The organism is Serinicoccus kebangsaanensis, assembly GCF_008919445.1.
GTDB classification, from domain to species: Bacteria; Actinomycetota; Actinomycetes; order Actinomycetales; family Dermatophilaceae; genus Ornithinicoccus; species Ornithinicoccus kebangsaanensis.
The window spans coordinates 151,953-175,645 of sequence record NZ_VSLG01000005.1 but is presented as its reverse complement, the minus strand read 5'-3'; the positions used below and the strand labels follow the sequence as shown (position 1 = coordinate 175,645).

Sequence of the window (23,693 nt, the reverse complement as noted above, 5' to 3'; positions counted from 1 at the left end):
CTCACCACCGACGCCCATCACCACAACACCGTCCAGCCGATGCGCCAACCAGCCGCGGCTTGACATAGGAGAAACGCATGGGCCAGCGCGAGGACAGACCCCGTGGCGTGCAGTCGGTCGACCGCGCGCTCGACATCGTGGAGCTGCTGGCGGCCGCCCCCGCGCCGATCGGGGTCACCGAGATCGCCCGCGAGCTGGGTCTGGCCCAGGGCACCGCGCACCGGCTGGTCTCGGGCCTCGTCGCCCGTGGCTGGGTGCGGCAGGACACGGACCGGAGGTATGCCGTGGGTCCCGCCGCGATGCGCGTCGGGGACGCCTCCTACCGCACGCTCGGAGCCTCTGCGGCGCCGGCGCTGCGGGAGGCGGTGGCGGCGACCGGGGAGACGGCGAACCTGGCCCTGCTCGAGGGACGGGTGATGGTCTACGTCGCCCAGGCCCCCTCGCCGCACACCCTGCGCATCTTCGCCGAGGTCGGCCGGCGGGTGCCGCTGCACTCCACCGCCGTCGGCAAGGTGGCGCTCGCGACCCGGCCCCGCGCCGCCTGGGCCGAGCTGCTCGGCGACGCGCCGTTGGAGCCGCGCACCCCGCATACCGTCACCGACGTCGCGCGCCTCGTGGAGGAGCTGGAGCAGGTGCGGAGGCAGGGGTTCGCCCTCGACGACGAGGAGCAGGAGCTGGGGGTGCGCTGCGTGGCCGTCCCGGTGCAGGTGGCGGGGCTCGAGGTGGCGATGTCGGTGAGCGGCCCGACGGAGCGGATGACCCGGGAGCGGGCGCAGCAGGTGGTGCCCGAGCTGCGACGCATCGCCGCGGCGCTGGCGGGAGGAACATCGTGATGGACGCACGACGACTGGTGCGGGTGGCCCTGCGCGCGGCCCGTGTGATGAGACGCACGGCGGCGACGCGGCAGTCGTCCGCGAGGCCTGACGCGGGGTCCGCGCAGCCCTCCTCGGAGGCGACGCTGGGGTATGCCCCGGTCGACGACGACAAGGCGGACCCGGGCGAGGTGGTCTGGGCCTGGGTGCCCTACGAGGAGGACGCCAGCCAGGGCAAGGACCGCCCCGTCCTCGTCGTCGGCCGCGAGGGACCCGCCCTGCTGGCCCTCCAGCTCACCAGTCAGGACCACGACCGGGATGCCGAGCAGGAGGCCGCAGCCGGGCGCTACTGGATGGACGTCGGGGCCGGCGACTGGGACCATCGCCGCCGCCCCAGCGAGGCGCGCGTCAACCGGCTGCTCCGGTTGGACCGGGACACGGTGCGTCGCACCGGTGCACGGCTGGACCAGGCCGTCTTCGAGCGGGTGGTCGCTGCCGTGCGGGAGCACCAGCCCGGGCTCTGAGCCGCGCTCGTCTCACCCGGCGGCGCGCCGCCGCCGGTCGATCCGTCCGACCCGGTGGGCCACCCAGCCGCTCCCCAGCAGGCAGGCGACGCCGGCCACCACGCAGGCGATGCCGAGCGGGGCGACGAAGGTGAGACCGGAGAGGAGCAGCGGCGTCCCCGAGCCTCCGACGTCACCCGCCAGCCGGAAGCCGCCCAGGTACTGCGCCCGGTCGAGCGTCGGCGCGGTGTCCGCCCCCAAGGTCATGACGATGCCCGACCCCATGCCGTTGCCGACCGCCATGAGCAGGGCGAGCCCGGTGAAGACGGAGAGCCCGGTGCTCAGCGGCAGGCAGAGCACACCGATCCCGATGAGCAGCACGACGGTGACCGCCACCACGGTGCGGCCGAAGCGGTCCATCACCCAGCCCGCAGGGTAGAAGAGAAGGATCTCCAGCAGGGCCGCGGCCCCGAAGACCAGGGACGTCGTCGCGGCCGAGATCCCGATGTGCTCGGCCCACAGCGGCAGCAGGGTGATCCTGAGGCTGCGGGCGCCGGAGATCACGACGACGGCGCTGCCGACCGAGGCCAGGGTGCGCCAGTGACGGCGCAGCACCGCCAGCACTCCGCTGGGTGCGGTCGGCCCCGTCCGCGCGGCACGGTCGTGCTCCGTGGTGAGGTCGGGTGCCAGGCGGACCACCAGGGCCGCCAGCAGGGCCATCACCGCCGCCAGCCAGAAGACGGACGCCACCTCCCCCGAGGCGGCGATCAGCGCGCCACCCAGCACCGGCCCGACGAAGCCCCCGATCCGGTGGCTCCCTCCGAGCGTGGACATGGCGCGGGCCCGCAGGTGCACCGGCGCCACGACGATGAGGAACCCCTGGCGCGCCAGCAGGAAGACGCTCCACGCCATACCGCTCACGACCACGGCCAGCGCGAGCAGCACCAGCGACGGGGCCAGCGCGGCGACGACCATCGCCGCCGCGTCCACCAGGCCTGCCAGGATGAGCGCCCGACGCTCCCCGATCCTGGCCACCAGGGCGCCGGCCGGCAACGAGCCGAGCAGGCTGCCCAGCCCCAGGACGGCCACGACGAGGGCGGCCTGCCCGACGCTGGCACCCAGGTCCCGCGCGTGCAGCGCCAGGACCGGTGTGACGGCACTCAGGCCGACGGCGTTGACGATGCTCGGGGCGAAGGCGGGCAGGGCGATGTCGCGGAGGCGGAAGGTGCTCTCGTGCTGACCCACCGACCCCTCCTCTCATGACGACGGGCCGGCCACCCGAAGGTGGTCCGGCCCGCTCATCCGGTGGAGCTGAGGGGATTCGAACCCCTGACCCCCTCCATGCCATGGAGGTGCGCTACCAACTGCGCCACAGCCCCGGGAAGGTCCCGTGAGGACTGGACTACTTTACCCAGCGGCCCGAGCAAACACCAAATCCCTGGTCAGGGCGCGGTGAGCCTCCCGGCGCCGGTCCGGGCTGGCCCGCCGACCCCGGCGTTCCACGTCTCCAGGCGCCATCCGGAGGGATGCTCGACCAGCTCGGCCCAGTGGCAGTTGCGCAGCCCGACGAGTGCCTGCGCGCACTCCCGCAGGTCCAGCCCGACCACCGCCGACACGAGCGCGCGGGACGCCACGCCGTGCGAGGCGAGCACCGCGACCCCGTGCTCGGGCAGCTGTGCCGTCACGTCGTCGAAGGCCCGCCGGGTCCGCTCCGCGACGTCCGCCATCCGCTCCCCCGTCTCCCCGCGCAGCACGTCCTCACCACGTTGCAGCGCGGCCTGGGTCTCGGGATACCGGGCCTTCACCTCGGCGCGGGTCAGCCCCTCCCACCGACCGACGTGGATCTCCCGCAGCCGCTCGTCGGGCTCGACCTCCAGCCCGGTGAGGTCGGCCAGCGCTCCCGCCGTCTGCGCGGCCCGGCGCAGGTCCGAGGCCACCAGCCGACCCACGCCCAGCTCGGCGAGCACCGCCGAGGCCTCCCTCGCCTGCCGCACCCCGTGCTCGGAGAGCTCGGTGTCCAGGTGCCCCTGGAAGATGCCCCCCGCGTTGTGCTCGGTCTCGCCGTGCCGCCAGACGATGACCCGACGCATACCCCTCAGGCCTCGTCCCGGGCGGACCCGGTCGACGGCAGCAGCACCTGCGGACAGTCCTTCCACAGCCGTTCCAGGTCGTAGAACTCGCGGTCCTCGCTGTGCATGACGTGCACGACGATGTCGCTGAAGTCGAGCAGCACCCACCGCCCCTCGTGCTGTCCCTCGCGGCGCAGCGGCTTGGCGCCCAGCTGCAGCAGGCGCTCCTCGACCGCGTCGACGATCGCGCTCACCTGGCGCTCGTTGGGGGCCGAGGCGATGACGAAGACGTCGGTCAGGGCGAGCTGACCCGACACGTCCAGCCCGACCACGTCCTGCGCCAGCTTCTCCTGCGCCGCCGCCGCGGCGGCCTGGGCGAGCTCGACGGCGCGTTGGGTGGCTCTCACTCAGGCGTCCTTCCGGTAGAGGTCGTACTTGCCGATGTACTGGACGACGCCGTCGGGCACGAGGTACCACACCGGCTCTCCCTCGCCGGTGCGCTCCCGGCAGCCGGTCGAGCTGATCGCCATGGCGGGCACCTCCAGCAGCGTCACCTTGTCCTCGGGCAGACCGGCGTCGGTCAGCACGTGTCCGGGCCTGGTCACACCGACGAAGTGCGCGAGGTCCCAGAGCTCGTCCACGCCCTTCCAGGACAGGATCTGGGCCAGCGCGTCGGCGCCGGTGATGAAGAACAGCTCGTCGTCCGGCCGCTCCGCGCGCAGGTCGCGCAGGGTGTCCAGGGTGTAGGTGGGCCCTTCGCGGTCCACGTCGACCCGGCTCACGGTGAAGCGGGGGTTGGACGCGGTCGCGATCACCGTCATCAGGTAGCGGTGCTCGGCATCGGTGACCTCGCTGGCGTCCTTGCGGTAGGGCTGCCCGGTGGGCACGAAGACGACCTCGTCCAGCCCCAGCAGGTGTGCTGCCTCGCTCGCGGCCACGAGGTGGCCGTGGTGGATGGGATCGAAGGTCCCACCCATCACTCCCAGGCGCATCAGTGCTGGCTTCGGCCCACGTCAGGGTCGTGGTGCGCGTCGGCGACCCCGTGCGGGTCGAGGGCCAGGGTGTTGCGGAACGCCCACAGGAAGCCCAGCAGCAGGACGAACGCCCCGATGGCGAAGACGCCGAAGATGATCGGCGGGAACGGGAGCTCGTTGACGATGTGGTGGCCGCCTTCCTCGGCGGCCGCGACGACGATCTGGGCGGGCGACATGCGGGACACTCTACCTGTCGGTCACGTCCGGGTCGGCAGACTCAGCGGACCTGGCCGTCACCCTCCACGACCCACTTGGTCGTGGTGAGCTCGGGCAGCGCCATCGGGCCCCGTGCGTGCAGCTTCTGGGTGGAGATCCCGATCTCCGCGCCGAAGCCGAACTCGCCGCCGTCGGTGAACCGGGTCGAGGCGTTGACCAGCACCGCGGCGGCGTCGATCTCGGTGGTGAACCGCCGCGCGGCCGCCCGGTCCGCGGTCACGATCGCCTCGGTGTGCCCGCTGGTGTGCTCCTGGATGTGCGCCAGGGCGGCGTCCAGGTCGTCCACCACCCGCGCCGAGATGTCCAGGGAGAGGAACTCGGTGTCGTCGTCGGCGTCGGTGACCGGCTGGTATGCCGCGCCCGCCGCCTCGGCATACCCCCGCATCCGGTCATCGCCCCGGACGGTGACCCCGGCGGCCGCGAGCTCCGCCATGATGCCCGGCAGCACCCGCGCAGCAGCGTCCTGGTGCACGAGCAGTGACTCGGCCGCGTTGCAGACCGAGGTGCGGTGCGTCTTGGAGTTGGTCACGATGGCCGTGGCCATCTCGGTGTCCGCGCTCGCGTCGACGTAGACGTGGCAGTTGCCGACGCCGGTCTCGATGACCGGGACGGTGGACTCGGTGACGACCGTCTGGATCAGGCTGGCGCCGCCCCTGGGGATGACCAGGTCGACGAGGCCGCGGGCGGTCATCAGCGCACGGGCCGCGTCCCGGCCGCCATCGGAGAGCAGGTTGACGGCGTCCGGGTTGATCCCCTGCTGCTCCAGCGCGTCGCGCATGATCGTCACCAGCGCGGCGTTGCTCGAGCCGGCCGCCGACCCGCCGCGCAGGATCACCGCGTTGCCGCTCTTGAGACCCAGCCCGGCGGCGTCCACGGTGACGTTCGGCCGGGCCTCGTAGATCATCCCGACGACCCCCATCGGCACCCGGAGCTGGCGGATCTGCAGACCGTTCGCCAGGGTGGACCCCCGCACCACCTCACCCACGGGGTCCGGCAGACCGGCGACCTGCCGGAGCGCCTCGGCCACCGCGTGCACCCGCTCCACGTCGAGCGCGAGCCGGTCCAGCAGGTTCTCCGGCAGCCCTTCTGTCCGACCGCGCTCCAGGTCCTCCACGTTCGCGGCGACCACCTGGTCGGCGCCCGCGTCGAGCGCATCGGCGAGCGCGCCCAGGGCGGCGTCCTTCTGGGCCCGGGTGAGGAGCGCGAGCTCGCGGGCGGCCGTGCGGGCGCCGCGGGCCACGGCAGCGACGTGCTCGGCGATGTCGGGGGCGATGGTTGCGGTCATCGGTGCTCCTGCGCAGGTGTGGGTGTCAGAGGACGACGAGGTCGTCCCGGCGGACGACGGGTCGGGGGGCCGGTGCGCCGGAGCGCATCGCCGAGTCACGCACCAGCCGGCGGCCGACCAAGGGCCCCAGCTCGTCCGCGTCGTAGCCGACCAGCCCCCGGGCCACGACCAGGCCGTGCTGGTTGCACAGGTCGACCGTGTCCCCCGCGCTGAAGCGGCCCTCGACGCGGGTGATCCCGACGGGCAGCAGCGAGGTCTGCCGCCGGACGACGGCCTCGACCGCGCCGTCGTCGAGGACGACGCGGCCGGTGACGCTGCTGGCGTGCGCGAGCCACCGCCGCCGGGCCGGGCTCTTCCTGCCGACCGGGGTGAACAGCGTGCCCACGTCCTCCCCGAGCAGGGCCTGGTGCACCTGGTCGGCGCTGGTCAGCAGCACCGGTATGCCCTCGGCGACGGCCATCTGTGCGGCGTCCACCTTGGTCTGCATGCCGCCGGTGCCGACGGCCGAGCCCGCGCGGGAGACGTCCACCTCGGCGAGCGCCTCGACCCCGGACACGAGCGGGATGCGGCGGGAGTCGGGGCGGGCCGGGTGGCCGGTGTAGAGGGCGTCCACGTCCGAGAGCAGGACGAGGGCGTCGGCGTCCACGAGGTGGGCGACCAGGGCGGCCAGACGGTCGTTGTCGCCGAAGCGGATCTCGTCGGTGGCGACGGTGTCGTTCTCGTTGATGATCGGCACGACCTCCAGCTCGAGGAGCCGCTCCAGGGTGCGCGAGGCGTTGACGTAGTGGCTGCGCTTGTGCATGTCGTCGGCCGTGAGCAGCACCTGTCCGACCTGCACGCCGTGCATGGTGAAGGCCTGGGTGTAGGCGGACATCAGGGCGCCCTGCCCGGCGCTGGCCGCCGCCTGCTGGGTGGCCAGGTCCTTGGGTCGACGGTCCAGGCCCAGGGGCACCATGCCGGCCGCGATGGCACCGGAGGAGACGAGGACCACCTGCGTCCCACCCATGGCCTTCTTGGCCAGCGAGGTGGCCAGGGCCTGGAGCCGGAACCCGTCCAGCCCGCCCTCCGGGCCGGTGAGCGAGGACGAGCCGACCTTGACCACCATGCGGTGCGCGTCCCGGATGACGCTGCGGTCGACGCTCGAACCCATACGACGAATACTATTCCACTCCGACGCATACTCATGCATCCACGGGCGGGCGTGGGCGACTGGCGCCGAGCAGCCCACCGCCGACCGACCACGGGATAGCACAACCTTCATCGGGAAGTTCGCCGATGAAGGTTGTGCTATGCCGTGGTCACTCCCTCGTGGGAGGGGAGGGGAGGGGACGCGGAGCCGCCACGCACGGGGGCGCCAGCGGCGGGTCGGCGGTCAGTCCTCGTCGGTCCAGTAGCCGGCGCGGCGCTCGGCCTCCAGCTCCTCGCGGGCGGCGGTGGCGGCGTCCTTGCGGTCGTGGAAGGCCTCCCGCTTCTCCGCACGGGTGGGCCGGGCGCGGTCCTCCAGGCGGAGGTCGGTGCCCCGGCTGCCGAGGAGCTCGGCCCCGCCGGCCATCGTCGGCTCCCAGTCGAAGACGACCGCGTCCTCCTCGGGCCCGATGAGCACGGTGGAGCCGGCGACGGCGCCGGCCTTGAGCAGCTCCTCCTCGACCCCCAGCCTGCTGAGCCGATCAGCCAGGTAGCCGACCGCCTCGTCGTTGGCGAAGTCGGTCTGCCGGACCCAGCGGGTCGGTCGCTCACCCAGGACGCGGAAGATCTCGCCGTCCGCGGTGTTCTCCCGCCGGACGGTGAACCCCTGGTCGTCGAGGGCCCTGGGCCGGATGACGACGCGCTGCGGCTCCACGTCGACGTGCTCGGCGCGCTGCCGGGCCACGTGACCGGCCAGCGCGAAGGTCAGCTCGCGCAAGCCCTGGTGGGCGACGGCGGAGACGACGTGCACCTCGTATCCCTGCTCCTCCAGGTCCGGGCGCACCATCTCCGCCAGCTCCCGCGCCTCCGGCACGTCCGCCTTGTTGAGCACGACGACACGGACGCGCTCGGCCAGCGGGACACCGCCCAGCTCACCGTGCGGCACGTAGGCCGCGAGCTCGGCCTCGATCACGTCCAGGTCGGTCAACGGGTCGCGGCCGGGCTCGAGGGTGGCGCAGTCGATGACGTGGGCCAGCACGTGGCAGCGCTCCACGTGGCGCAGGAACTGCAGGCCCAGCCCCTTGCCCTCGCTCGCGCCCGGGATGAGACCCGGCACGTCGGCGATGGTGAAACGCTCGCCGCCCGCCGCCACCACGCCGAGGTTGGGGATCAGCGTGGTGAACGGGTAGTCGGCGATCTTGGGCTTCGCCGCCGACAGCACGCTCACCAGCGACGACTTGCCCGCCGACGGGAAGCCGATGAGCGCGACGTCCGCGAGCGTCTTCAGCTCGAGGATCACCTCCGCCTCCTCGCCGGGCTCCCCCAGCAGGGCGAAGCCCGGAGCCTTGCGCCGCGGCGACGCCAGGGCCTTGTTGCCCAGTCCCCCGCGACCGCCCCGCGCGGCGACGAACTCGGTGCCGTCGCCGACCAGGTCGGCCAGCACCTCCCCGCCCCGCGTGGTCACGACGGTCCCCGAGGGGACCGGGAGCACCAGGTCCTCCCCCTGGGCGCCGTTGCGCTCGTCACCCTCGCCCGGCCTGCCGTTGGGGGCGCTGCGGTGCGGGCCGTGGTGGTAGTCGATCAACGTGGTCACCTGGGCGTCGACCCGCAGCACGATGTCGCCTCCCCGGCCGCCGTTGCCGCCGTCCGGGCCCCCGAGCGGCTTGAACTTCTCCCGGTGCACCGAGGCTACGCCGTGGCCACCCTTCCCCGCGCGCAGGTGCAGCACGACGCGGTCGACGAAGTTGGCCATGCCGTTGATCCTCTCAACTGGTGCAGACAGCGCGACGCCGGTGGGTCCGATCCGACCCACCGGCGTCGTGCCGATCGCCGGGGCGTCCCGGCTCTGCAGTATGCGGTGTCGCGCCTCAGGCGTCGACGGTCGCGCCCTGGTCGACGACGTTGACCGTCTTGCGACCGCGCTTGGCGCCGAACTCGACGACCCCGGGCACCAGCGCGAACAAGGTGTCGTCGCCCCCGCGGCCCACACCCTCGCCGGGGTGGAAGTGGGTCCCGCGCTGCCGGACGATGATCTCGCCGGCTCCGACGACCTGGCCGCCGAAGCGCTTCACACCCAGGCGCTGGGCGTTCGAGTCACGACCGTTGCGGGTCGAGGACGCACCCTTCTTGTGTGCCATCTGCTGACTCCTCCTTGGCTCGGTGCGACGCTCAGGCGTCGATCGCGGTGATCTTGACCTGGGTGAGCGGCTGGCGGTGGCCCTGGCGCTTCTTGTACCCGGTCTTGTTCTTGTACTTCTGGATGACGATCTTGGGGCCCTTGACCGCACCCATGATCTCGGCGGTGACGGTGGCCTTGCCGAGCGCGTCGGCGTCGGTGGTCACGGTCTCGCCGTCCACCAGGAGCACGGGGGCGAGCTCGACGGTGTCGCCGGCCGCGGCGTCGCCGCGGACCTTGTCGATGGTCAGGACGTCACCGACGGAGACCTTCTCCTGGCGGCCGCCTGCACGGACGATCGCGTACACGTTGAACTCGCTTTCTCACTTCTGGTCGCAGTGGGCTCGGACGCGCACCTGGGACCCGGAAGGACACGGTCGAGCCGACATCGGTATGTCGTCTGCGAGACCGGTCCGGCGACCCAGGGCGAACCGACGCACCAGACTACCGTGCCGACCGGCTCGGCTCCAAACTCGCGTCGCCGTCCTCGACGGCCGGGGCGGAGGCGTCCGGGGTGACCTCGGAGGGGTCGGGCGCGGGGGTTGACGTCTCGGCGTCCGGCTCACCGACCGGTGGCCCGGCGGGGGCCACCACCCGACCGCGGCGCCGGCGCTTGGGCGGCGCGGCGACCGGCTCCTCCACCGGCGCGGGCGCGTCGGTGGCGCCCGAGGGCGAGCTGTCGGCGACCTCGGCCGCAGGCGCCGCGTCGGCCACCTCGGCGGCGGTCGCCGTGTCAGTCACCTCGGCCGCAGGCGGGCTGTCAGCGGCCTCGTCGGAGACCTCGCCGGCCGCTGCCACGGCGGCGGCGTCCGCCGCCTCCGACGACGCACCGGCCGTCAGTGCGGCCGCATGCGCCGCGGCGGCGATCTGGGCCGGCGTGGGGCCGTTTGGGTTGGGGGTCGGCAGCACGTTCTTCGGCTCGGACGAGCCTCCCTGGCTCCCGCCGCCGTTGCCGCCGCGACCCTTGCCGCGTCGCTTCCCGCCACCGCCGTTGCCGCCCTCGTCGCCCCCGCGGACGACCGGCTCGGTCTGCACGACGATGCCACGACCCGAGCAGTGCGTGCACGACTCGGAGAAGACCTCGATCAGCCCGGAGCCGACCCGCTTGCGGGTCATCTGCACCAGCCCGAGGGAGGTCACCTCGGCCACCTGGTGCTTGGTGCGGTCCCGTCCGAGGCACTCGAGGAGGCGTCGGACGACGAGGTCCCGGTTGCTCTCCAGCACCATGTCGATGAAGTCGACGACGATGATGCCGCCGATGTCACGCAGCCGCAGCTGGCGGACGATCTCCTCGGCCGCCTCGATGTTGTTCTTGGTGACCGTCTCCTCCAGGTTGCCGCCGGAGCCGGTGAACTTGCCGGTGTTGACGTCGACGACGGTCATCGCCTCGGTGCGGTCGATGACGAGCGAGCCACCGGACGGCAACCACACCTTGCGGTCCATCGCCTTGGCGATCGCCTCGTGCACCCGGTGCGTCGTGAAGACGTCGGTCGTGCCGGTGTGCTTCTCCACCCGTGCGGCCAGGTCCGGCGCGACCTCGTCGATGTAGCGCTTGACCTCGCCCCAGGCCTTCTCGCCGGAGACCACGAGCTTGGCGAAGTCCTCGTTGAAGACATCGCGGATGACGCGGACCGTCATGTCCGGCTCCCCGTGCAGGAGGGCCGGGGCGTTGGCGGTCTTGGCCTTGCTCTCGATCCGCTCCCACATCGAGGTCAGCCGTTCCACGTCGGCGCGCAGCTCCGTCTCCGAGGCACCCTCGGCCGCGGTCCGGACGATCACCCCGGCGTCGCTCGGGACGACCTCCTTGAGGATCTTCTTCAGCCGCGAGCGCTCGGTGTCCGGCAGCTTGCGGGAGATGCCGGTCATCGAGTTGCCCGGCACGTAGACGAGGTACCGCCCCGGCAGGGAGACCTGCGAGGTCAACCTCGCCCCCTTGTGCCCGATGGGGTCCTTGGTCACCTGGACCAGCACGGACTCCCCCGAGCTCAGGGCGTTCTCGATGCGCTTGGGCTGGTTCCCCTCCAGGCCGGCGGCGTCCCAGTTGACCTCACCGGCATACAGGACCGCGTTGCGCCCCTTGCCGATGTCGACGAAGGCCGCCTCCATGCTCGGCAGGACGTTCTGCACCCGGCCGAGGTAGACGTTGCCCACCATCGTCGACTGTGCCGACCGGGAGACGTAGTGCTCGACGGGGACGCCGTCCTCGAGCACCGCGATCTGGGTGCGGTCCTCGAGCCCTCGCACGACCATCACCCGCTCGACGCTCTCCCGGCGGGCCAGGAACTCGGCCTCGGTGATGATCGTCCGGCGGCGGCCGGCCTCCCGGCCCTCCCGCCGACGCTGCCGCTTGGCCTCGAGCCGGGTCGAGCCCTTGACCGAGGTGACCTCGTCCTTGGCCGAGCGCTCGCTGCCGCTGCGCGACCGACGGCGACGTCGCTTCGTGCCGCCACCCGACTCGCCGTCGGACCCACCGTCGGCAGCCTGGTCCGACGAGGAGTCGGTGGCGCCGCCACCCTTCTGCTTCCCCGAGGACTGGTCCTCGCCCTTGCTCTGGCCGGACTCCTTGCCGCCCCCGCCGCCGGAGCCCCGACGCCGGCGGCCGCCCCCGGACTGCTGCTCCTCGCCCGCGCCGTCGTCCGAGGACTGCTCGCCGCCCCCGTCGTCGCCCGAGCGGGAGCGGCGACCCTTGCCGCCGCGGCGGCGACGGCGTCGGCCCCGGGAGGACTGCTCGTCCTCGGCGTCACCGCTGTCGTCCGTGTCGTCCCGCTGGTCCTCGCCCGCCGACGCCTGGTCCTCGTCCTGGGACTGCTCGGCAGGAGCAGGCGCCGTGGAGGCCGAGGTCGCACGCCGGGAACGCCGCTTGGGCAGGTCGGTGAGGTCCGGTGCTTGGAAGACCAGCCCGAACGAGGCGGTGGGCGACTCGGACCCGCCGTCGTCCGACTCTGCCTCCGGCTCGGCGCCCTGCTCTGCCTCCGGCTCCGACTCGGCGTCCTGCTCCGGCTGCGGGTCGGCCCCGCTGCCGTCCTCGACCGGGGACGCGACGTCGCCGTCGTCGGGAGCAGACTGCTCCTGCACCGTCTCCGGCTGGGCCTGCGCGTCGGTGCCCTCCGCGGCGTCGTTCTGGGTCTCGTCGGCCTCTGCGACGGGGGATTCGGTGGTGTTCTCGTCAGACACGAGGTGTCCTTCCAGGCCGCGCGGTGCCAGTCCACACACCCGGGCCGGTTCCAGGCCCACTGCCCGCGCGGCGCGGGTGCCGTGTCGTCCTGGCCGGTCGGCCACGACGGAAGTCTTCCGTAGTCGTCGCAGGCGGCTCGCGCGGTCGCGCGGCACCGACTCCGGCGCGGTGCGGGCTGTCGTCGACTCCCTGTCGCGCCTCGCGTGACGCCGACCCTGAGGGCCGCGCCGCGAGGGACTCGCACCGGGTCTCGCGGCGGTGTGGGACGTCGCGGGACCGCTATGCAGTATCGCACACGGGCGACTCCGGGACCGCGACCACCGGCGGGTCGGCGCAGCGGCGCGACGCCGCTGCCCGCACCACGGGCCGGGGCCGGACCAGCCTCCCCTTGACGGTACGGTAGGTGCCCGTGCGCGTCTTCAACTTCTCCCCCGGTCCCGCCACCATGCCGCTCGAGGTTCTCGAGCGTGCGCAGTCCGAGCTGACCGACTGGCGCGGGTCCGGGATGTCCGTCATGGAGATGTCCCACCGCAGCCCCGAGTTCGTCTCCATCGCCGCCGAGGCGGAGCAACGGCTGCGCTCGCTGCTGGCCGTCCCCGACGACTACGCCGTGCTCTTCCTCCAGGGCGGCGCGACCGGACAGTTCTCCGCCGTCCCGCTCAACCTCTCCGCTCCCGGCCAGGTGGCGGCATACCTCAACACGGGGTCGTGGTCGAAGAAGGCGATCACCGAGGCGAAGAAGTATGCCGACGTCCAGGTCCTGGCGGACGAGTCGGCGTCGAACTACTCGACGGTCCCCGAGCCGGGGTCGTTCCAGGTCCCCGGCGACGCGGCCTACCTCCACCTCACCCTCAACGAGACGATCGGCGGGGTGGAGTTCCCCTCGCTGCCCGACGCCGGCGGGGTCCCGCTGGTCACCGATGCCAGCTCGACGATCCTGTCCCGGCCGCTGGACGTCTCCCGGTTCGGCGTGATCTACGCGGGGGCGCAGAAGAACCTCGGGCCCTCCGGCCTGTGCGTCGTCATCGTCCGCCGCGACCTGCTCGAGCGGGCCCGTCCCGACGTGCCCGCGGCGCTGGACTGGAAGGCCATGGCCGACGCCGACTCGATGCTCAACACCCCACCCACGCTGGCGTGGTACCTCGTCGGTCTGGTCCTGGAGTGGGTGGAGCAGCAGGGTGGGCTCGAGGAGATGGCCCGGCGCAACCAGGCCAAGGCCGACCTGCTCTACGGCGTGATCGACACCTCGGACTTCTACTCCAACCCGGTGCAGGTCCAGGCCCGCTCCTGGATGAACGTCCCCTTCCTGGTGCCGGACAGCGCCCTGGAGAAGCCGTTCGTCACGGCCGCGGCCGAGGCGGGCCTGTCCGGGCTGGCCGGGCACCGCAGCGTCGGCGGCATGCGTGCCAGCATCTACAACGCCATGCCGATCGAGGGCGTCCAGGCCCTCGTCGACTTCATGACCGACTTCGAGCAGCAGAACGGCTGAGAACACCACCGCCATGACCCAGACCTTCGCCATCCAGACCCTCAACGCCATCTCGCCCGTCGGCCTGCAGCGTCTCGACCGGGACGTCTTCGACATCGGCACCGACATCCCCGAGCCGCGCGGCATCCTGCTCCGGTCCGCGGACCTGCACTCGGCCACGATCCCGGACTCCGTCTATGCCGTCGCCCGCGCCGGGGCGGGGACCAACAACATCCCGGTGGACGCCATGGCGGCCCGCGGCATACCCGTCTTCAACACACCGGGCGCGAACGCCAACGCGGTCAAGGAGCTGGTGATCGCCGGCATGCTGCTGGCCGCCCGCAACCTCTACCACGCGGCCGACTACACCCGCGGCCTGGTCGCGGACCGCTCGCTCACCGGCAAGGACCTGGACACGCAGGTCGAGGCCGGCAAGAAGCAGTTCGCCGGCTACGAGCTGCCGGGCAAGACGCTGGGCGTCATCGGCCTGGGCGCCATCGGTGTGCTCGTCGCCAACGCCGCCCAGTCCCTGGGCCTGAAGGTGCTGGGCTACGACCCCGCCATCACGGTGGAGCGGGCCTGGCAGCTGTCCCCCAACGTCGAGCAGGTCACCAGCGTCGAGGAGCTCTTCGCCCGCTCGGACATGATCACCCTGCACGTGCCGCTGATCGAGGCCACGAAGGGCCTGGTCGACGCGGAGCGGATCGCGACGATGCCGGCCGGTGGCGTGGTGCTCAACTTCGCCCGCGGCGGGGTGGTCGACGAGCAGGCGGTCCTCGACGCCCTCGACAGCGGGCACCTGCACGCCTACGTGAACGACTTCCCCTCTGAGGTCGGGTCGGTCCACCCCAAGGTCATCGCCCTGCCCCACCTCGGCGCGTCGACCGGTGAGGCGGAGGACAACTGCGCCGTCATGGCGGCGGACCAGCTGTCCGACTACCTGCTGCACGGCAACATCCGCAACTCGGTGAACTTCCCCGAGGTGGTCATGGCGCGGACGCCCGGCACGACCCGTCTGGGGATCTTCAACCAGAACAAGCCCAACATGATCGGCCAGATCACCGCGGCGCTCGCCGAGGCGGGTCTGAACGTCGCCGAGTTCACCAACAAGTCCAAGGGCGAGGTGGCCTACACCCTCGTCGACGTCGAGGGTGAGGTGCGGGACGAGCTCAAGGAGTCGATCCTGGCGATCGACGGCGTCATCCGCGCCCGCAAGATCGACTGACGCCGCCCCACGCCGGGGAGGCTAGGGTGGCCGGATGAGCCGAGCGTCGTTCCCCTCCGGAGAGGGTTGAGTCACCCTGCAGACCCGCGCGATCGCCTATCGCGCCAGCCATGAGGCGATCCCGCTCTTCGGGATCTATGCCCTGCTCTTCCGCGACAGCGGCCTGTCGAGCACGCAGATCTCGGTGCTGCTCGTCGTCTGGTCCGTCAGCGCCTTCCTGCTCGAGGTGCCGTCCGGTGCCTGGGCCGACCTGGTCGACCGCAGGCGTCTGCTCGTCGCCTCCGGGGTCGTCTACGTCGCGGCCTTCCTGACCTGGTTGACCTGGCCCTCCTTCTGGGGGTTCCTCCTCGGCTTCGTCCTCTGGTCGGTCTCGGACGCCATGCACTCCGGCACGTGGGAGGCCTACCTCTTCGACCAGCTGGCCGACCACGGCGCCAGCGCGTCCTACGGCCGCATCCGGGCGCGGGCCGAGAGCGTGGCCCTGGTCGTCATGGCCGCGGCCATCGCGGTGGCGGCGCCGCTGCACCAGCTCGGCGGCTACCCCCTCGTGGGGTGGGCCAGCGCCGCGGTCGCCGTGGTCCACGTCGGCGTCACGCTGTCCCTGCCCAGGGCGGGGCAGGGTCGGCACCGCGCCGAGCCGGACGACCCCGTCCCGGACCGCACCACGCCACGCGCGGTGGCGCCGACGCCCGAGACCTCCGGCGGGCCGGACACCTGGCGGGGCACGCTCGCCGCCGGCCTGCGGCACGCCCGGGGCTCGCAGCCGGTGCGCCGCATCCTGCTCGGGTATGCCGCGATCGTGGCCCTCGTCGGGTTCGACGAGTTCCTGCCGCTGGTGCTGGCGGCGGACGGCATCACGGTCGGCGGGGTGGCCCTGGTGATGGCGGCGATCGTGCTGCTGGAGGCGGTGGCCACCTGGCTCGCGGACCGGGTCGCGCTGCTGCGCGGCGCCCGGCACGCTGCTCTCGTCGGGGTGGCCGGGCTGCTGCTGGCGGGCGGGGCCTGGTGGTCCGGCTGGGTGGCCGCGGCCGCGCTGGCGTGCGGATACGCCCTGGCCAGCAGTGCCTACGTCGCCGGTGACGTGCGACTGCAGCACGCGCTCGAGGAGTCAGCCCCTCGGGCGACCGTGACCTCCGTCGCGAGCGTCGTGGCGGAGCTCGGCTTCCTCGTGACCCTGGCCTGCGTGGGGCTGGCCACGCTCGTGCTCGACCTCACGACGGTGGTGGCGGCCACCGCCCTGGTGCTCACCCTGCCCGCGGTCCTCGCCGCCTGGCGGATGCCCGCGGGACGGGCGTGACCGGACCGGTGGTGCGGGCTAGGCCAGCAGCGCCTCGGCGGTGTCGTGGGTGGTGACCAGGCCGTTCACCAGGCCGCTGGTCATCGCGGCCTGCAGCGCCTGCACCTTGCCCATGCCGTAGGCCACGGCGATGACCTGGTCGATGCCTCCCAGCTGGGCCGGTGACAGGGCGATCAGGCGTCGTGACAGGCAGGTCGTCACGAGCTGGCCCTGGCCGTCGAAGCACGCACCCACGGACTCGCCCACCACCCCGGCCTCCCTCACCTGCCGACGGCAGTCCTCGTCGACGGCGTCGTAGATCGTGGACTCCCCCGGTGCCCAGGCACCGACACCGACCATCGCCACGCTCACCCGGTCGGCGGCGGCGAGGGTCTCGCTGACCGCCGGGTCGCGCCGCACCGCGTCGGCGGCGGCGTCGTCCGGCATCACGAGCGGGGCGAAGAAGACCCGCCTGCCGCCGCCCGAGATCCGCCCCGCCCGGCGCACCAGGTCGACCGCGCTGGAGTCCTCCCGCGTGGTGGCCAGGGCGCCGCTCAGCTGCACGATCGGCACCCGGGGCAGCGTCTCCAGGGCATACACCATGTCGTGCACCGACCTGCTCCACGGCAGCCCCAGGACGTCGCCCGGCCGGAGCGCCTCCCCCAGCAGCCTCGCCGCCGACCGCCCGACCTCGGCCCGGACCTCGGGCGCCGTGGACGACATCGGGACCACGCTGCAGCAGGCGAGGTCGAAGGTGGACTGCAGCTCGCGCGCGAGCCCACCACCCCGTGCATCGGGCTCGACGATCTCGATCCGCACGACACCCTTCTCGTGGGCTAGGTCGAGCAGCCTGGCCACCTTGAACCGGCTGATCCCCAGGGCCTCGGCGATGTCCGTCTTGGCCTGTCCCTGCTCGTAGTGTCGGCGCGCGACAGCGACCGCCAGGACGAGGTCACGCTCGTCTCTCGCTGGCACCAGAACCTCCTGCCTCCGCCACGACCTGTGTCATCCGGCCGGGCCATTGTCCCGACCCCCGAGGCCGTCGTCCAGATCCCTGGGCGATCCCTTGACAACGACGGCTCGGACGGATTCACTGAGCATACTCATATGTGCACATCTGTGCGCTCTGATGAGCACCAGAGGTCGGGAGGCCCGGTTTGCCCAACAACACCAGAAGAGCACGGTCGATCGCCGTGATCGCTACGTCCGGGGTGGCTCTGGTCGCCACCGGCTGCGCCGGTTGGGGAGGGGGCGGCGTCGGCGGCGGTGGCCCCGACTCGATCGACGTCCTCATGGTCAACAACCCGCAGATGGTCGACCTGCAGAGCCTCACCGCCGAGCACTTCACCGCCGAGACCGGCATCCGGGTGAACTTCACCGTCCTCCCGGAGAACGACGTCCGCGACAAGATCAGCCAGGAGTTCACCAGCCAGGCCGGGCAGTACGACGTGGCCACGCTGAGCAACTTCGAGATCCCGATCTACGCCCGCGCCGGCTGGGTCGCACCGCTGGACGACTTCATCGCCGAGGACGAGGAGTTCGCCTACGACGACATCCTCGAGCCCATGCGCACCTCGCTGTCGGTGGACGACGTCGCCTACGGCATCCCCTTCTACGGCGAGTCCTCCTTCCTCATGTACCGCCAGGACGTCCTCGAGGCCGAGGGGATCGAGATGCCCGAGCAGCCGACCTGGCCGGAGGTCGCCGAGATCGCGGCCCAGGTCGACGGCGCCGAGCCGGGGATGAGCGGCATCTGCCTGCGCGGCCAGCCGGGCTGGGGCCAGGTGATGGCGCCGCTGACCACGGTGGTCAACACCTTCGGCGGCACCTGGTTCGAGCAGGACATGACACCCAAGGTCAACGCGCCCGAGTTCACCGACGCGGTGAACTTCTACGTCGACCTGGTGCGTGAGCACGGTCAGAACGGCGCGCCCGCGTCCGGCTTCGTCGAGTGCCTGAACAACCTGCAGCAGGGCAACTCGGCGATGTGGTACGACGCCACCTCGGCGGCCGGGTCGCTCGAGGCACCGGGCTCACCGGTCCAGGGCAAGATCGGGTACGCCCCCGCCCCGGTGATGGAGACCGACAGCGCCGGCTGGCTGTATGCCTGGTCCTGGTCGATCCAGAACGCGAGCGAGAAGCAGCAGAACGCCTGGGAGTTCGTGTCCTGGGCCTCCAGTGCCGAGTACGAGGAGCTCGTCGGCACCGAGCTCGGCTGGTCCCGCGTGCCCGCCGGCAAGCGGTCCTCGACCTACGACAACCAGGACTACCTGGAGGAGGCCGGCCCGTTCGCGGAGGCGACCCGGGCCGCCATCGAGTCCGCCGACCCGGAGGATCCGGGCGTGCAACCACGTCCGGCCATCGGCGTCCAGTTCGTCGGCATACCCGAGTTCCCCGACCTGGGCACCCAGGTCAGCCAGGACATCAGCGCGGCCATCGCCGGCCGGATGAGCGTGGAGGAGGCCCTGGACCGCGGACAGCGTGTGGCCGAGGACATCTCCGAGCGGTACGAGGAGAGGGCGGCACAGCAATGAGCAGCACCGACACGGCCTCCGTCGGCACCAACCCGGAGCAGGGCAGGTCGGGCGCCACCCCACCGGCGCGGCGTCGACAGACCCGCTCCGACTCCTGGCAGCGACGCATCCCCCTGCTGCCGGCGCTGATCTTCGTCATCGTCATGACCCAGCTGCCGTTCCTGGGCACGATCATCATCTCGTTCATGAACTGGAACGCCTACTACCCCGACGAGCGCGGGTTCGCCGGCTTCTCCAACTTCGCGCGGGTGTTCACCGACGTCAACGCCCGCTCGGCCGTCTTCGTGACGATCCTCATCACCGTCGCGACGGTCCTCATCAGCCTGCTGCTGGGCCTGGCCATCGCGCTGCTGCTGGACCGCAAGTTCCGCGGGCAGGGCATCGTCCGGACGATGATGATCGCGCCCTTCCTGGTCGTCCCCGTCGCGGCCGCGCTGCTGTGGAAGCACGCGCTCTACAACCCCGAGTACGGCCTCTTCAACGGACTCCTGACCCTGGTCCTGGGAGAGAACGCACCCCAGCCCGACTGGGTCGGCACCATGCCGCTGCCGGCCCTCATCGCCGCCCTGGTGTGGCAGTGGACGCCGTTCATGATGCTCATCCTGCTGGCCGGGCTGCAGAGCCGGCCGCTGGACGTGGTCGAGGCCGCACGCATCGACGGCGCGTCCGAGTTCCGGATCTTCACCAGCATGACGCTCCCCCACCTGAGGCAGTACATCGAGCTGAGCACGCTGCTGGGGACGATCTACGTGGTCCAGAACTTCGACCACGTCTTCACCATCACGGCCGGCGCCACCGGCACCGCCAACCTGCCCTACTTCATCTATCAGACCTTCTACACCGCCCAGGACTACGGCCGGGCCTCGGCAGCGGGCGTGGTGACGGTGCTCGGCACCCTCATCGTGGCCATGTTCGCGCTGCGCACGGCGTTCGCCATCTTCAAGGAGGAGGGCCGATGAGCACCCAGGCCGAGAGCGGCACCACGGGCAGCACCGCGACCCGGACCGCGTCCGGAGGTCGCACCTTCCAGCAGGCCAGGCCGCCCCGCAGCGGGCTGTTCCTCACCGTCCTGGCCTGGGCGGTCGGCCTGCTCTTCTTCTTCCCCGTGCTGTGGATGGTGCTCGTGTCCTTCCGGGCCGAGACCGACGCGGCGAGCAACCCGCCGGACCTGTTCGCCCCGGTGAGCCTGGAGGGCTACCGCACCTTCTTCGAGGCCGGGCCCTGGCCGCCGCTGCTGAACTCGATGACCGCCAGCGTGGTGTCCACCGTCCTGGTCATCCTGCTGGCCTTCCCGGCGGCCTACGCGCTGTCCATCCGTCCGGTGAAGAAGTGGACCGACGTGCTCTTCTTCTTCCTGTCGACCAAGATGCTGCCCATCGTCGCCGGCATCCTGCCGATCTACCTCTTCGCCCAGGCGACCAACCTGCTCGACAACATCTGGCTGCTCATCATCCTCTACACCTCGATGAACATGCCGATCGCCGTGTGGATGCTGCAGTCGTTCCTGGCCGAGGTGCCGGTCGAGATGCTCGAGGCCGCCCAGGTCGACGGCGCCAGCCTGATGACCACCCTGAGACAGGTGGTGGCACCGGTCGTCATGCCCGGCATCGCGTCGGCGGCGCTCATCTGCTTCATCTTCAGCTGGAACGAGCTGCTGCTCGCCCGGGTCCTCACCAGCACCGTGGCCAGCACCGCCCCCGTCTTCCTCACCAGCTTCGTCACCAGCCAGGGCCTCTTCCTGGCCAAGGTCTGCGCGGCGTCCTTCGTCGTGTCCCTGCCGGTGCTGGCGGCCGGCTTCGCCGCCCAGGACAAGCTGGTCCAGGGCCTGTCGATGGGAGCGGTCAAGTGAGCACCCCCAGCAGCGGACGGGTCGCGCTGAGCCAGGAGACGCTGGCGGCCCTGCCGGACGAGGTGGCGCGGCCGACCTACGACCGGTCGGCGCTGCGCCCCGGCATCGTCCACTTCGGGGTGGGTGGCTTCCACCGTGCGCACCAGGCGATGTACCTCGACACGCTGATGAGCGAGCGGCCCGAGGACACGCTCGACTGGTCGATCGTGGGCGTGGGGACGATGCCCGGTGACGCCCGGATGCGAGATGCCATGGCAGCGCAGGACTGCCTGTTCACGATGGTCGTCAAGCACCCCGACGGTCGCCTCGAGCCCCGGGTCCTCGGAGCGATGTCGGCCTACCTCTTCGCCCCCGACGACCCGGAGGCGGTGCTGACCCAGCTCACCGACGAGGGGGTGCGGATCGTCAGCCTGACCATCACCGAGGGTGGCTACCACGTCAACCAGGTCACCGGCGAGTTCGACCCCAGCGACGAGGCGCTGCAGGCCGACATCGCCAGCCAGCCGGGTGAGGCGCCGCGCAGCGCGTTCGGGTTCATCACCGAGGCGCTGCGTCGACGGCGGGAGGCCGGCACCGAGCCGTTCACGGTGATGTCGTGCGACAACCTCCCCGGCAACGGCGACGTCGCGGGCAAGATGCTGACGTCCTTCGCCCGGATGCAGGACGAGAAGCGCCCGGACGCCGAGCCCCTCGCGGACTGGATGGGCGAGCACGTGCAGTTCCCCAACTCCATGGTCGACCGGATCACGCCGGTGACCACCCAGGAGGACATCGACGCCCTCGCGGAGCGGTTCGGCATCGACGACGCCTGGCCGGTGGTCTGCGAGCCGTTCACCCAGTGGGTGCTCGAGGACCACTTCACCGCCGGGCGCCCCGAGGTGGAGGCGGTGGGCGTCCAGGTCGTCGACGACGTCGTCCCCTACGAGCTGATGAAGCTGCGGCTGCTCAACGCCAGCCACCAGGCGCTGTGCTACCTCGGCTACCTCGCCGGGTACCGCTACGCCCACGAGGTCGCGCAGGACCCGCTGTTCGTCGACTTCCTGCTCGGCTACATGGAGCACGAGGGCTCGCCCACGCTGCCCGAGGTCCCCGACGTCGACCTGGCGGACTACCGCACCACGCTCATCGAGCGGTTCGCCAACCCCGAGGTGCGGGACACCCTGGCGCGGCTGTGCGCGGAGAGCAGCGACCGCATACCCAAGTGGCTGGTGCCGGTGATCCGGCACAACCTCGAGCACGACGGTCAGATCGAGCGCTCCGCCCTCGTGGTCGCCTCCTGGGCGCGGTATGCCGAGGGCGTGGACGAGGAGGGCGAGCCGATCGAGGTCGTGGACCGCTACAAGGACAAGGTGATGGCTGCGGCCGCCCGCCAGGACGAGGAACCGCTGGCCTTCCTCGAGGACGAGACGTTCTTCGGGGACCTGCGCGAGCAGGAGAGGTTCACCACCGCCTACCGCCACTTCCTCCAGCGGTTGCACGAGGTCGGATCCCGGGCCACGCTTGAGGGTCATGACTGGAGCTGATGCCACGCTGGTTGCCGGGGTCGACACCTCGACCCAGTCCTGCAAGGTCCTCGTGTGCGACGCGGACACCGGCGAGATCGTGCGCCACGGACGGGGTTCCCACCCGAACGGCACCGAGGTCGACCCCGAGCACTGGTGGACCGCCTTCGAGGAGGCGACCCAGGACGGGCTGCTGGACGGGGTGCAGGCGCTCGCCGTGGGTGGCCAGCAGCACGGGATGGTGCTGCTGGACGAGCACGACGACGTCGTGCGACCGGCCCTGCTGTGGAACGACACCCGGTCCGCGGGGTCGGCCCGGGAGCTGGTCGACGAGCTCGGGGGCGCGCAGGTCTGGGCCGACCGGGTCGGCGTCGTGCCGCTCGCGGCCATCACCGTCAGCAAGCTGCGCTGGGTCGCCGAGCACGAGCCGGAGAACCTGCGTCGCAGCGCGACCTGCGTCCTCCCGCACGACTGGTTGACCGGCCAGATCCTGCGCCGGCTCGGAGGTGCGGGCGAGGGCTGGGCGACGGACCGCGGTGACGCGTCCGGGACCGGCTACTTCAGCGCCGCGACGGGCGGGTACGACCACGAGCTGCTGCGGCTGGCCACCGGTGGTGACGTCGACCTCACCCTTCCGCGCGTGCTCGGCCCCGACGAGACCGCGGGCCGCGCCCGGCTCGGGACCGGAGAGCTGCTCCTCGGCCCGGGGACCGGTGACAACGCCGCCGCCGCGCTCGGCCTCGGGCTGTCCGCCGGCGAGGTGGTGATGTCGTTCGGGACGAGCGGCACCGCCTTCGCCCGTCACTCCTCCCCCACCGCGGACGCCTCCGGCGAGGTCGCGTCGTATGCCGATGCGTCCGGCGAGTTCCTGCCCCTGGTCTGCACCCTCAACGCCGCCCGCGTGCTCACCGCCGGGGCACAGGTCCTCGGCACCGACCTGGCCGGGTTGGAGGAGCTCGCCCTGCGTGCGCCGATCGGGGCGGGTGGCCTCACGCTGCTCCCCTACCTCGACGGCGAGCGGACCCCGAACCTCCCGGACGCCACCGGCACCCTGTCCGGGATCACCCGCGACAACCTCACGCCGGAGAACCTCGCCCGGGCCGTGGTGGAGGGGATGATCCTGGGCGTGGGCGCGGGCGTGGAGTCGCTGCGCCGCGAGCAGGTCCCCTTCGAGCGGGTCCAGCTCATCGGCGGAGCGGTCGCCTCCCGGGCCGTCCGCGAGATCGCCGCCGACCTGCTCGGCGTGCCGGTGCTCGTCCCGGAGGCCGGTGAGTACGTCGCGCTCGGGGCGGCACGGCAGGCAGCCTGGACGCTGCGGGGCGGGGAGGTCCCGCGCTGGCAGGTCCGCACCGCGGAGCAGCTGGACGCCCGGCCGTCCGACGCCGGCGAGGACGTGCGCACCCGCTACCGGCAGCTGGTCGCGACGGTGCACGGCGGCTGACGG

General features: G+C 72.1%; 22 protein-coding genes and 1 tRNA gene. 10 read left to right on the top strand and 13 right to left on the bottom strand.

The features are described from left to right. Positions 1-77 precede the first annotated feature (77 nt). Entirely contained in the window at positions 78-833 is a 756-nt protein-coding gene (locus FXF60_RS08155; protein WP_151525351.1) for an IclR family transcriptional regulator, read from the top strand. Further along, positions 833-1,336, top strand: coding sequence for a type II toxin-antitoxin system PemK/MazF family toxin (locus tag FXF60_RS08150; protein ID WP_151525349.1), 504 nt, complete (start codon positions 833-835; stop codon positions 1,334-1,336). The genes FXF60_RS08155 and FXF60_RS08150 overlap by 1 nt, the downstream gene beginning before the upstream one ends. 12 nt (positions 1,337-1,348) lie before the next feature. Here the strand turns inward: FXF60_RS08150 and FXF60_RS08145 are convergent, their stop codons facing one another. From FXF60_RS08145 to FXF60_RS08090, 12 genes are all read right to left on the bottom strand, one after another. Next, positions 1,349-2,560, bottom strand: coding sequence for an MFS transporter (locus FXF60_RS08145; protein WP_151525347.1), 1,212 nt, complete (start codon positions 2,558-2,560; stop codon positions 1,349-1,351). Positions 2,561-2,621: 61 nt separating this feature from the next. Continuing rightward, positions 2,622-2,694: transfer RNA gene (locus tag FXF60_RS08140), tRNA-Ala, on the bottom strand. A gap of 63 nt (positions 2,695-2,757) precedes the next feature. Then, positions 2,758-3,405, bottom strand: a complete 648-nt coding sequence (locus FXF60_RS08135) for a histidine phosphatase family protein (RefSeq protein WP_151525345.1) — start codon at positions 3,403-3,405, stop codon at positions 2,758-2,760. Positions 3,406-3,410: 5 nt separating this feature from the next. Beyond that, positions 3,411-3,791 (bottom strand): ribosome silencing factor, encoded by a 381-nt coding sequence (rsfS, locus tag FXF60_RS08130; protein WP_151525343.1) that lies wholly within the window; start codon positions 3,789-3,791, stop codon positions 3,411-3,413. After that, the gene (gene nadD / locus FXF60_RS08125) at positions 3,792-4,376 is read right to left on the bottom strand and encodes a nicotinate-nucleotide adenylyltransferase (protein WP_302849019.1); all 585 of its coding nucleotides are present in this window, start codon (positions 4,374-4,376) and stop codon (positions 3,792-3,794) included. Then, entirely contained in the window at positions 4,376-4,594 is a 219-nt protein-coding gene (locus FXF60_RS08120) for a hypothetical protein (protein ID WP_151525341.1), read from the bottom strand. Before FXF60_RS08120 ends, nadD begins: the two co-directional genes overlap by 1 nt. Before the next feature lie 41 nt (positions 4,595-4,635). Continuing rightward, the gene (locus FXF60_RS08115) at positions 4,636-5,919 is read right to left on the bottom strand and encodes a glutamate-5-semialdehyde dehydrogenase (protein WP_151525339.1); all 1,284 of its coding nucleotides are present in this window, start codon (positions 5,917-5,919) and stop codon (positions 4,636-4,638) included. A gap of 25 nt (positions 5,920-5,944) precedes the next feature. After that, a complete protein-coding gene (proB, locus tag FXF60_RS08110) occupies positions 5,945-7,069 on the bottom strand; it encodes a glutamate 5-kinase (protein ID WP_151525338.1) in 1,125 nt (374 codons plus the stop codon). Positions 7,070-7,291: 222 nt separating this feature from the next. After that, entirely contained in the window at positions 7,292-8,797 is a 1,506-nt protein-coding gene (obgE, locus tag FXF60_RS08105; RefSeq protein ID WP_151525336.1) for a GTPase ObgE, read from the bottom strand. A gap of 115 nt (positions 8,798-8,912) precedes the next feature. Further along, entirely contained in the window at positions 8,913-9,182 is a 270-nt protein-coding gene (gene rpmA / locus FXF60_RS08100) for a 50S ribosomal protein L27 (protein WP_151525334.1), read from the bottom strand. 31 nt (positions 9,183-9,213) lie between these two features. Beyond that, positions 9,214-9,528 (bottom strand): 50S ribosomal protein L21, encoded by a 315-nt coding sequence (gene rplU / locus FXF60_RS08095; RefSeq protein WP_151525332.1) that lies wholly within the window; start codon positions 9,526-9,528, stop codon positions 9,214-9,216. A gap of 136 nt (positions 9,529-9,664) precedes the next feature. Continuing rightward, positions 9,665-12,394, bottom strand: coding sequence for an Rne/Rng family ribonuclease (locus FXF60_RS08090; protein WP_151525330.1), 2,730 nt, complete (start codon positions 12,392-12,394; stop codon positions 9,665-9,667). A gap of 404 nt (positions 12,395-12,798) precedes the next feature. Here FXF60_RS08090 and serC point away from each other — a divergent pair, with 404 nt between their 5' ends. The 3 genes from serC to FXF60_RS08075 all read left to right on the top strand — a co-directional run bounded on the left by serC (position 12,799) and on the right by FXF60_RS08075 (position 16,385). Further along, entirely contained in the window at positions 12,799-13,884 is a 1,086-nt protein-coding gene (serC, locus tag FXF60_RS08085) for a 3-phosphoserine/phosphohydroxythreonine transaminase (RefSeq protein WP_238335765.1), read from the top strand. Between the two features lie 13 nt (positions 13,885-13,897). Beyond that, a complete protein-coding gene (locus FXF60_RS08080; protein ID WP_151525328.1) occupies positions 13,898-15,088 on the top strand; it encodes a phosphoglycerate dehydrogenase in 1,191 nt (396 codons plus the stop codon). A 76-nt stretch (positions 15,089-15,164) separates the two neighbouring features. Beyond that, entirely contained in the window at positions 15,165-16,385 is a 1,221-nt protein-coding gene (locus tag FXF60_RS08075) for an MFS transporter (protein ID WP_151525327.1), read from the top strand. A gap of 18 nt (positions 16,386-16,403) precedes the next feature. Here the strand turns inward: FXF60_RS08075 and FXF60_RS08070 are convergent, their stop codons facing one another. After that, the gene (locus FXF60_RS08070) at positions 16,404-17,339 is read right to left on the bottom strand and encodes a sugar-binding transcriptional regulator (RefSeq protein WP_192796658.1); all 936 of its coding nucleotides are present in this window, start codon (positions 17,337-17,339) and stop codon (positions 16,404-16,406) included. Between the two features lie 218 nt (positions 17,340-17,557). Between FXF60_RS08070 and FXF60_RS08065 the strand changes: the two genes are divergently transcribed. The 5 genes from FXF60_RS08065 to xylB are packed head-to-tail and all read left to right on the top strand — an operon-like array spanning position 17,558 to position 23,690. Further along, on the top strand, positions 17,558-18,898 hold the full coding sequence (locus tag FXF60_RS08065; RefSeq protein ID WP_238335763.1) for an ABC transporter substrate-binding protein: 1,341 nt from the start codon (positions 17,558-17,560) through the stop codon (positions 18,896-18,898). Next, positions 18,895-19,857 (top strand): carbohydrate ABC transporter permease, encoded by a 963-nt coding sequence (locus FXF60_RS08060; RefSeq protein ID WP_151525323.1) that lies wholly within the window; start codon positions 18,895-18,897, stop codon positions 19,855-19,857. The genes FXF60_RS08065 and FXF60_RS08060 overlap by 4 nt, the downstream gene beginning before the upstream one ends. Continuing rightward, on the top strand, positions 19,854-20,747 hold the full coding sequence (locus FXF60_RS08055; RefSeq protein WP_151525321.1) for a carbohydrate ABC transporter permease: 894 nt from the start codon (positions 19,854-19,856) through the stop codon (positions 20,745-20,747). The genes FXF60_RS08060 and FXF60_RS08055 overlap by 4 nt, the downstream gene beginning before the upstream one ends. Further along, complete coding sequence (locus tag FXF60_RS08050) at positions 20,744-22,270, top strand: mannitol dehydrogenase family protein (protein ID WP_151525319.1); 1,527 nt, start codon at positions 20,744-20,746, stop codon at positions 22,268-22,270. The genes FXF60_RS08055 and FXF60_RS08050 overlap by 4 nt, the downstream gene beginning before the upstream one ends. Continuing rightward, on the top strand, positions 22,257-23,690 hold the full coding sequence (gene xylB, locus FXF60_RS08045) for a xylulokinase (RefSeq protein WP_151525317.1): 1,434 nt from the start codon (positions 22,257-22,259) through the stop codon (positions 23,688-23,690). Before FXF60_RS08050 ends, xylB begins: the two co-directional genes overlap by 14 nt. Positions 23,691-23,693 lie beyond the last annotated feature (3 nt).

Bases quoted from the DNA above. Each gene is read 5' to 3' on its own strand.
- FXF60_RS08060 (WP_151525323.1), top strand. From the start codon at position 18,895: ATGAGCAGCACCGACACGGCCTCCGTCGGCACCAACCCGGAGCAGGGC.
- nadD (WP_302849019.1), bottom strand. From the start codon at position 4,376: ATGCGCCTGGGAGTGATGGGTGGGACCTTCGATCCCATCCACCACGGC.
- proB (WP_151525338.1), bottom strand. From the start codon at position 7,069: ATGGGTTCGAGCGTCGACCGCAGCGTCATCCGGGACGCGCACCGCATG.
- obgE (WP_151525336.1), bottom strand. From the start codon at position 8,797: ATGGCCAACTTCGTCGACCGCGTCGTGCTGCACCTGCGCGCGGGGAAG.
- FXF60_RS08080 (WP_151525328.1), top strand. From the start codon at position 13,898: ATGACCCAGACCTTCGCCATCCAGACCCTCAACGCCATCTCGCCCGTC.
- FXF60_RS08055 (WP_151525321.1), top strand. From the start codon at position 19,854: ATGAGCACCCAGGCCGAGAGCGGCACCACGGGCAGCACCGCGACCCGG.
- FXF60_RS08115 (WP_151525339.1), bottom strand. From the start codon at position 5,919: ATGACCGCAACCATCGCCCCCGACATCGCCGAGCACGTCGCTGCCGTG.
- FXF60_RS08150 (WP_151525349.1), top strand. From the start codon at position 833: ATGGACGCACGACGACTGGTGCGGGTGGCCCTGCGCGCGGCCCGTGTG.
- rpmA (WP_151525334.1), bottom strand. From the start codon at position 9,182: ATGGCACACAAGAAGGGTGCGTCCTCGACCCGCAACGGTCGTGACTCG.
- FXF60_RS08120 (WP_151525341.1), bottom strand. From the start codon at position 4,594: ATGTCGCCCGCCCAGATCGTCGTCGCGGCCGCCGAGGAAGGCGGCCAC.
- FXF60_RS08135 (WP_151525345.1), bottom strand. From the start codon at position 3,405: ATGCGTCGGGTCATCGTCTGGCGGCACGGCGAGACCGAGCACAACGCG.
- xylB (WP_151525317.1), top strand. From the start codon at position 22,257: ATGACTGGAGCTGATGCCACGCTGGTTGCCGGGGTCGACACCTCGACC.
- FXF60_RS08155 (WP_151525351.1), top strand. From the start codon at position 78: ATGGGCCAGCGCGAGGACAGACCCCGTGGCGTGCAGTCGGTCGACCGC.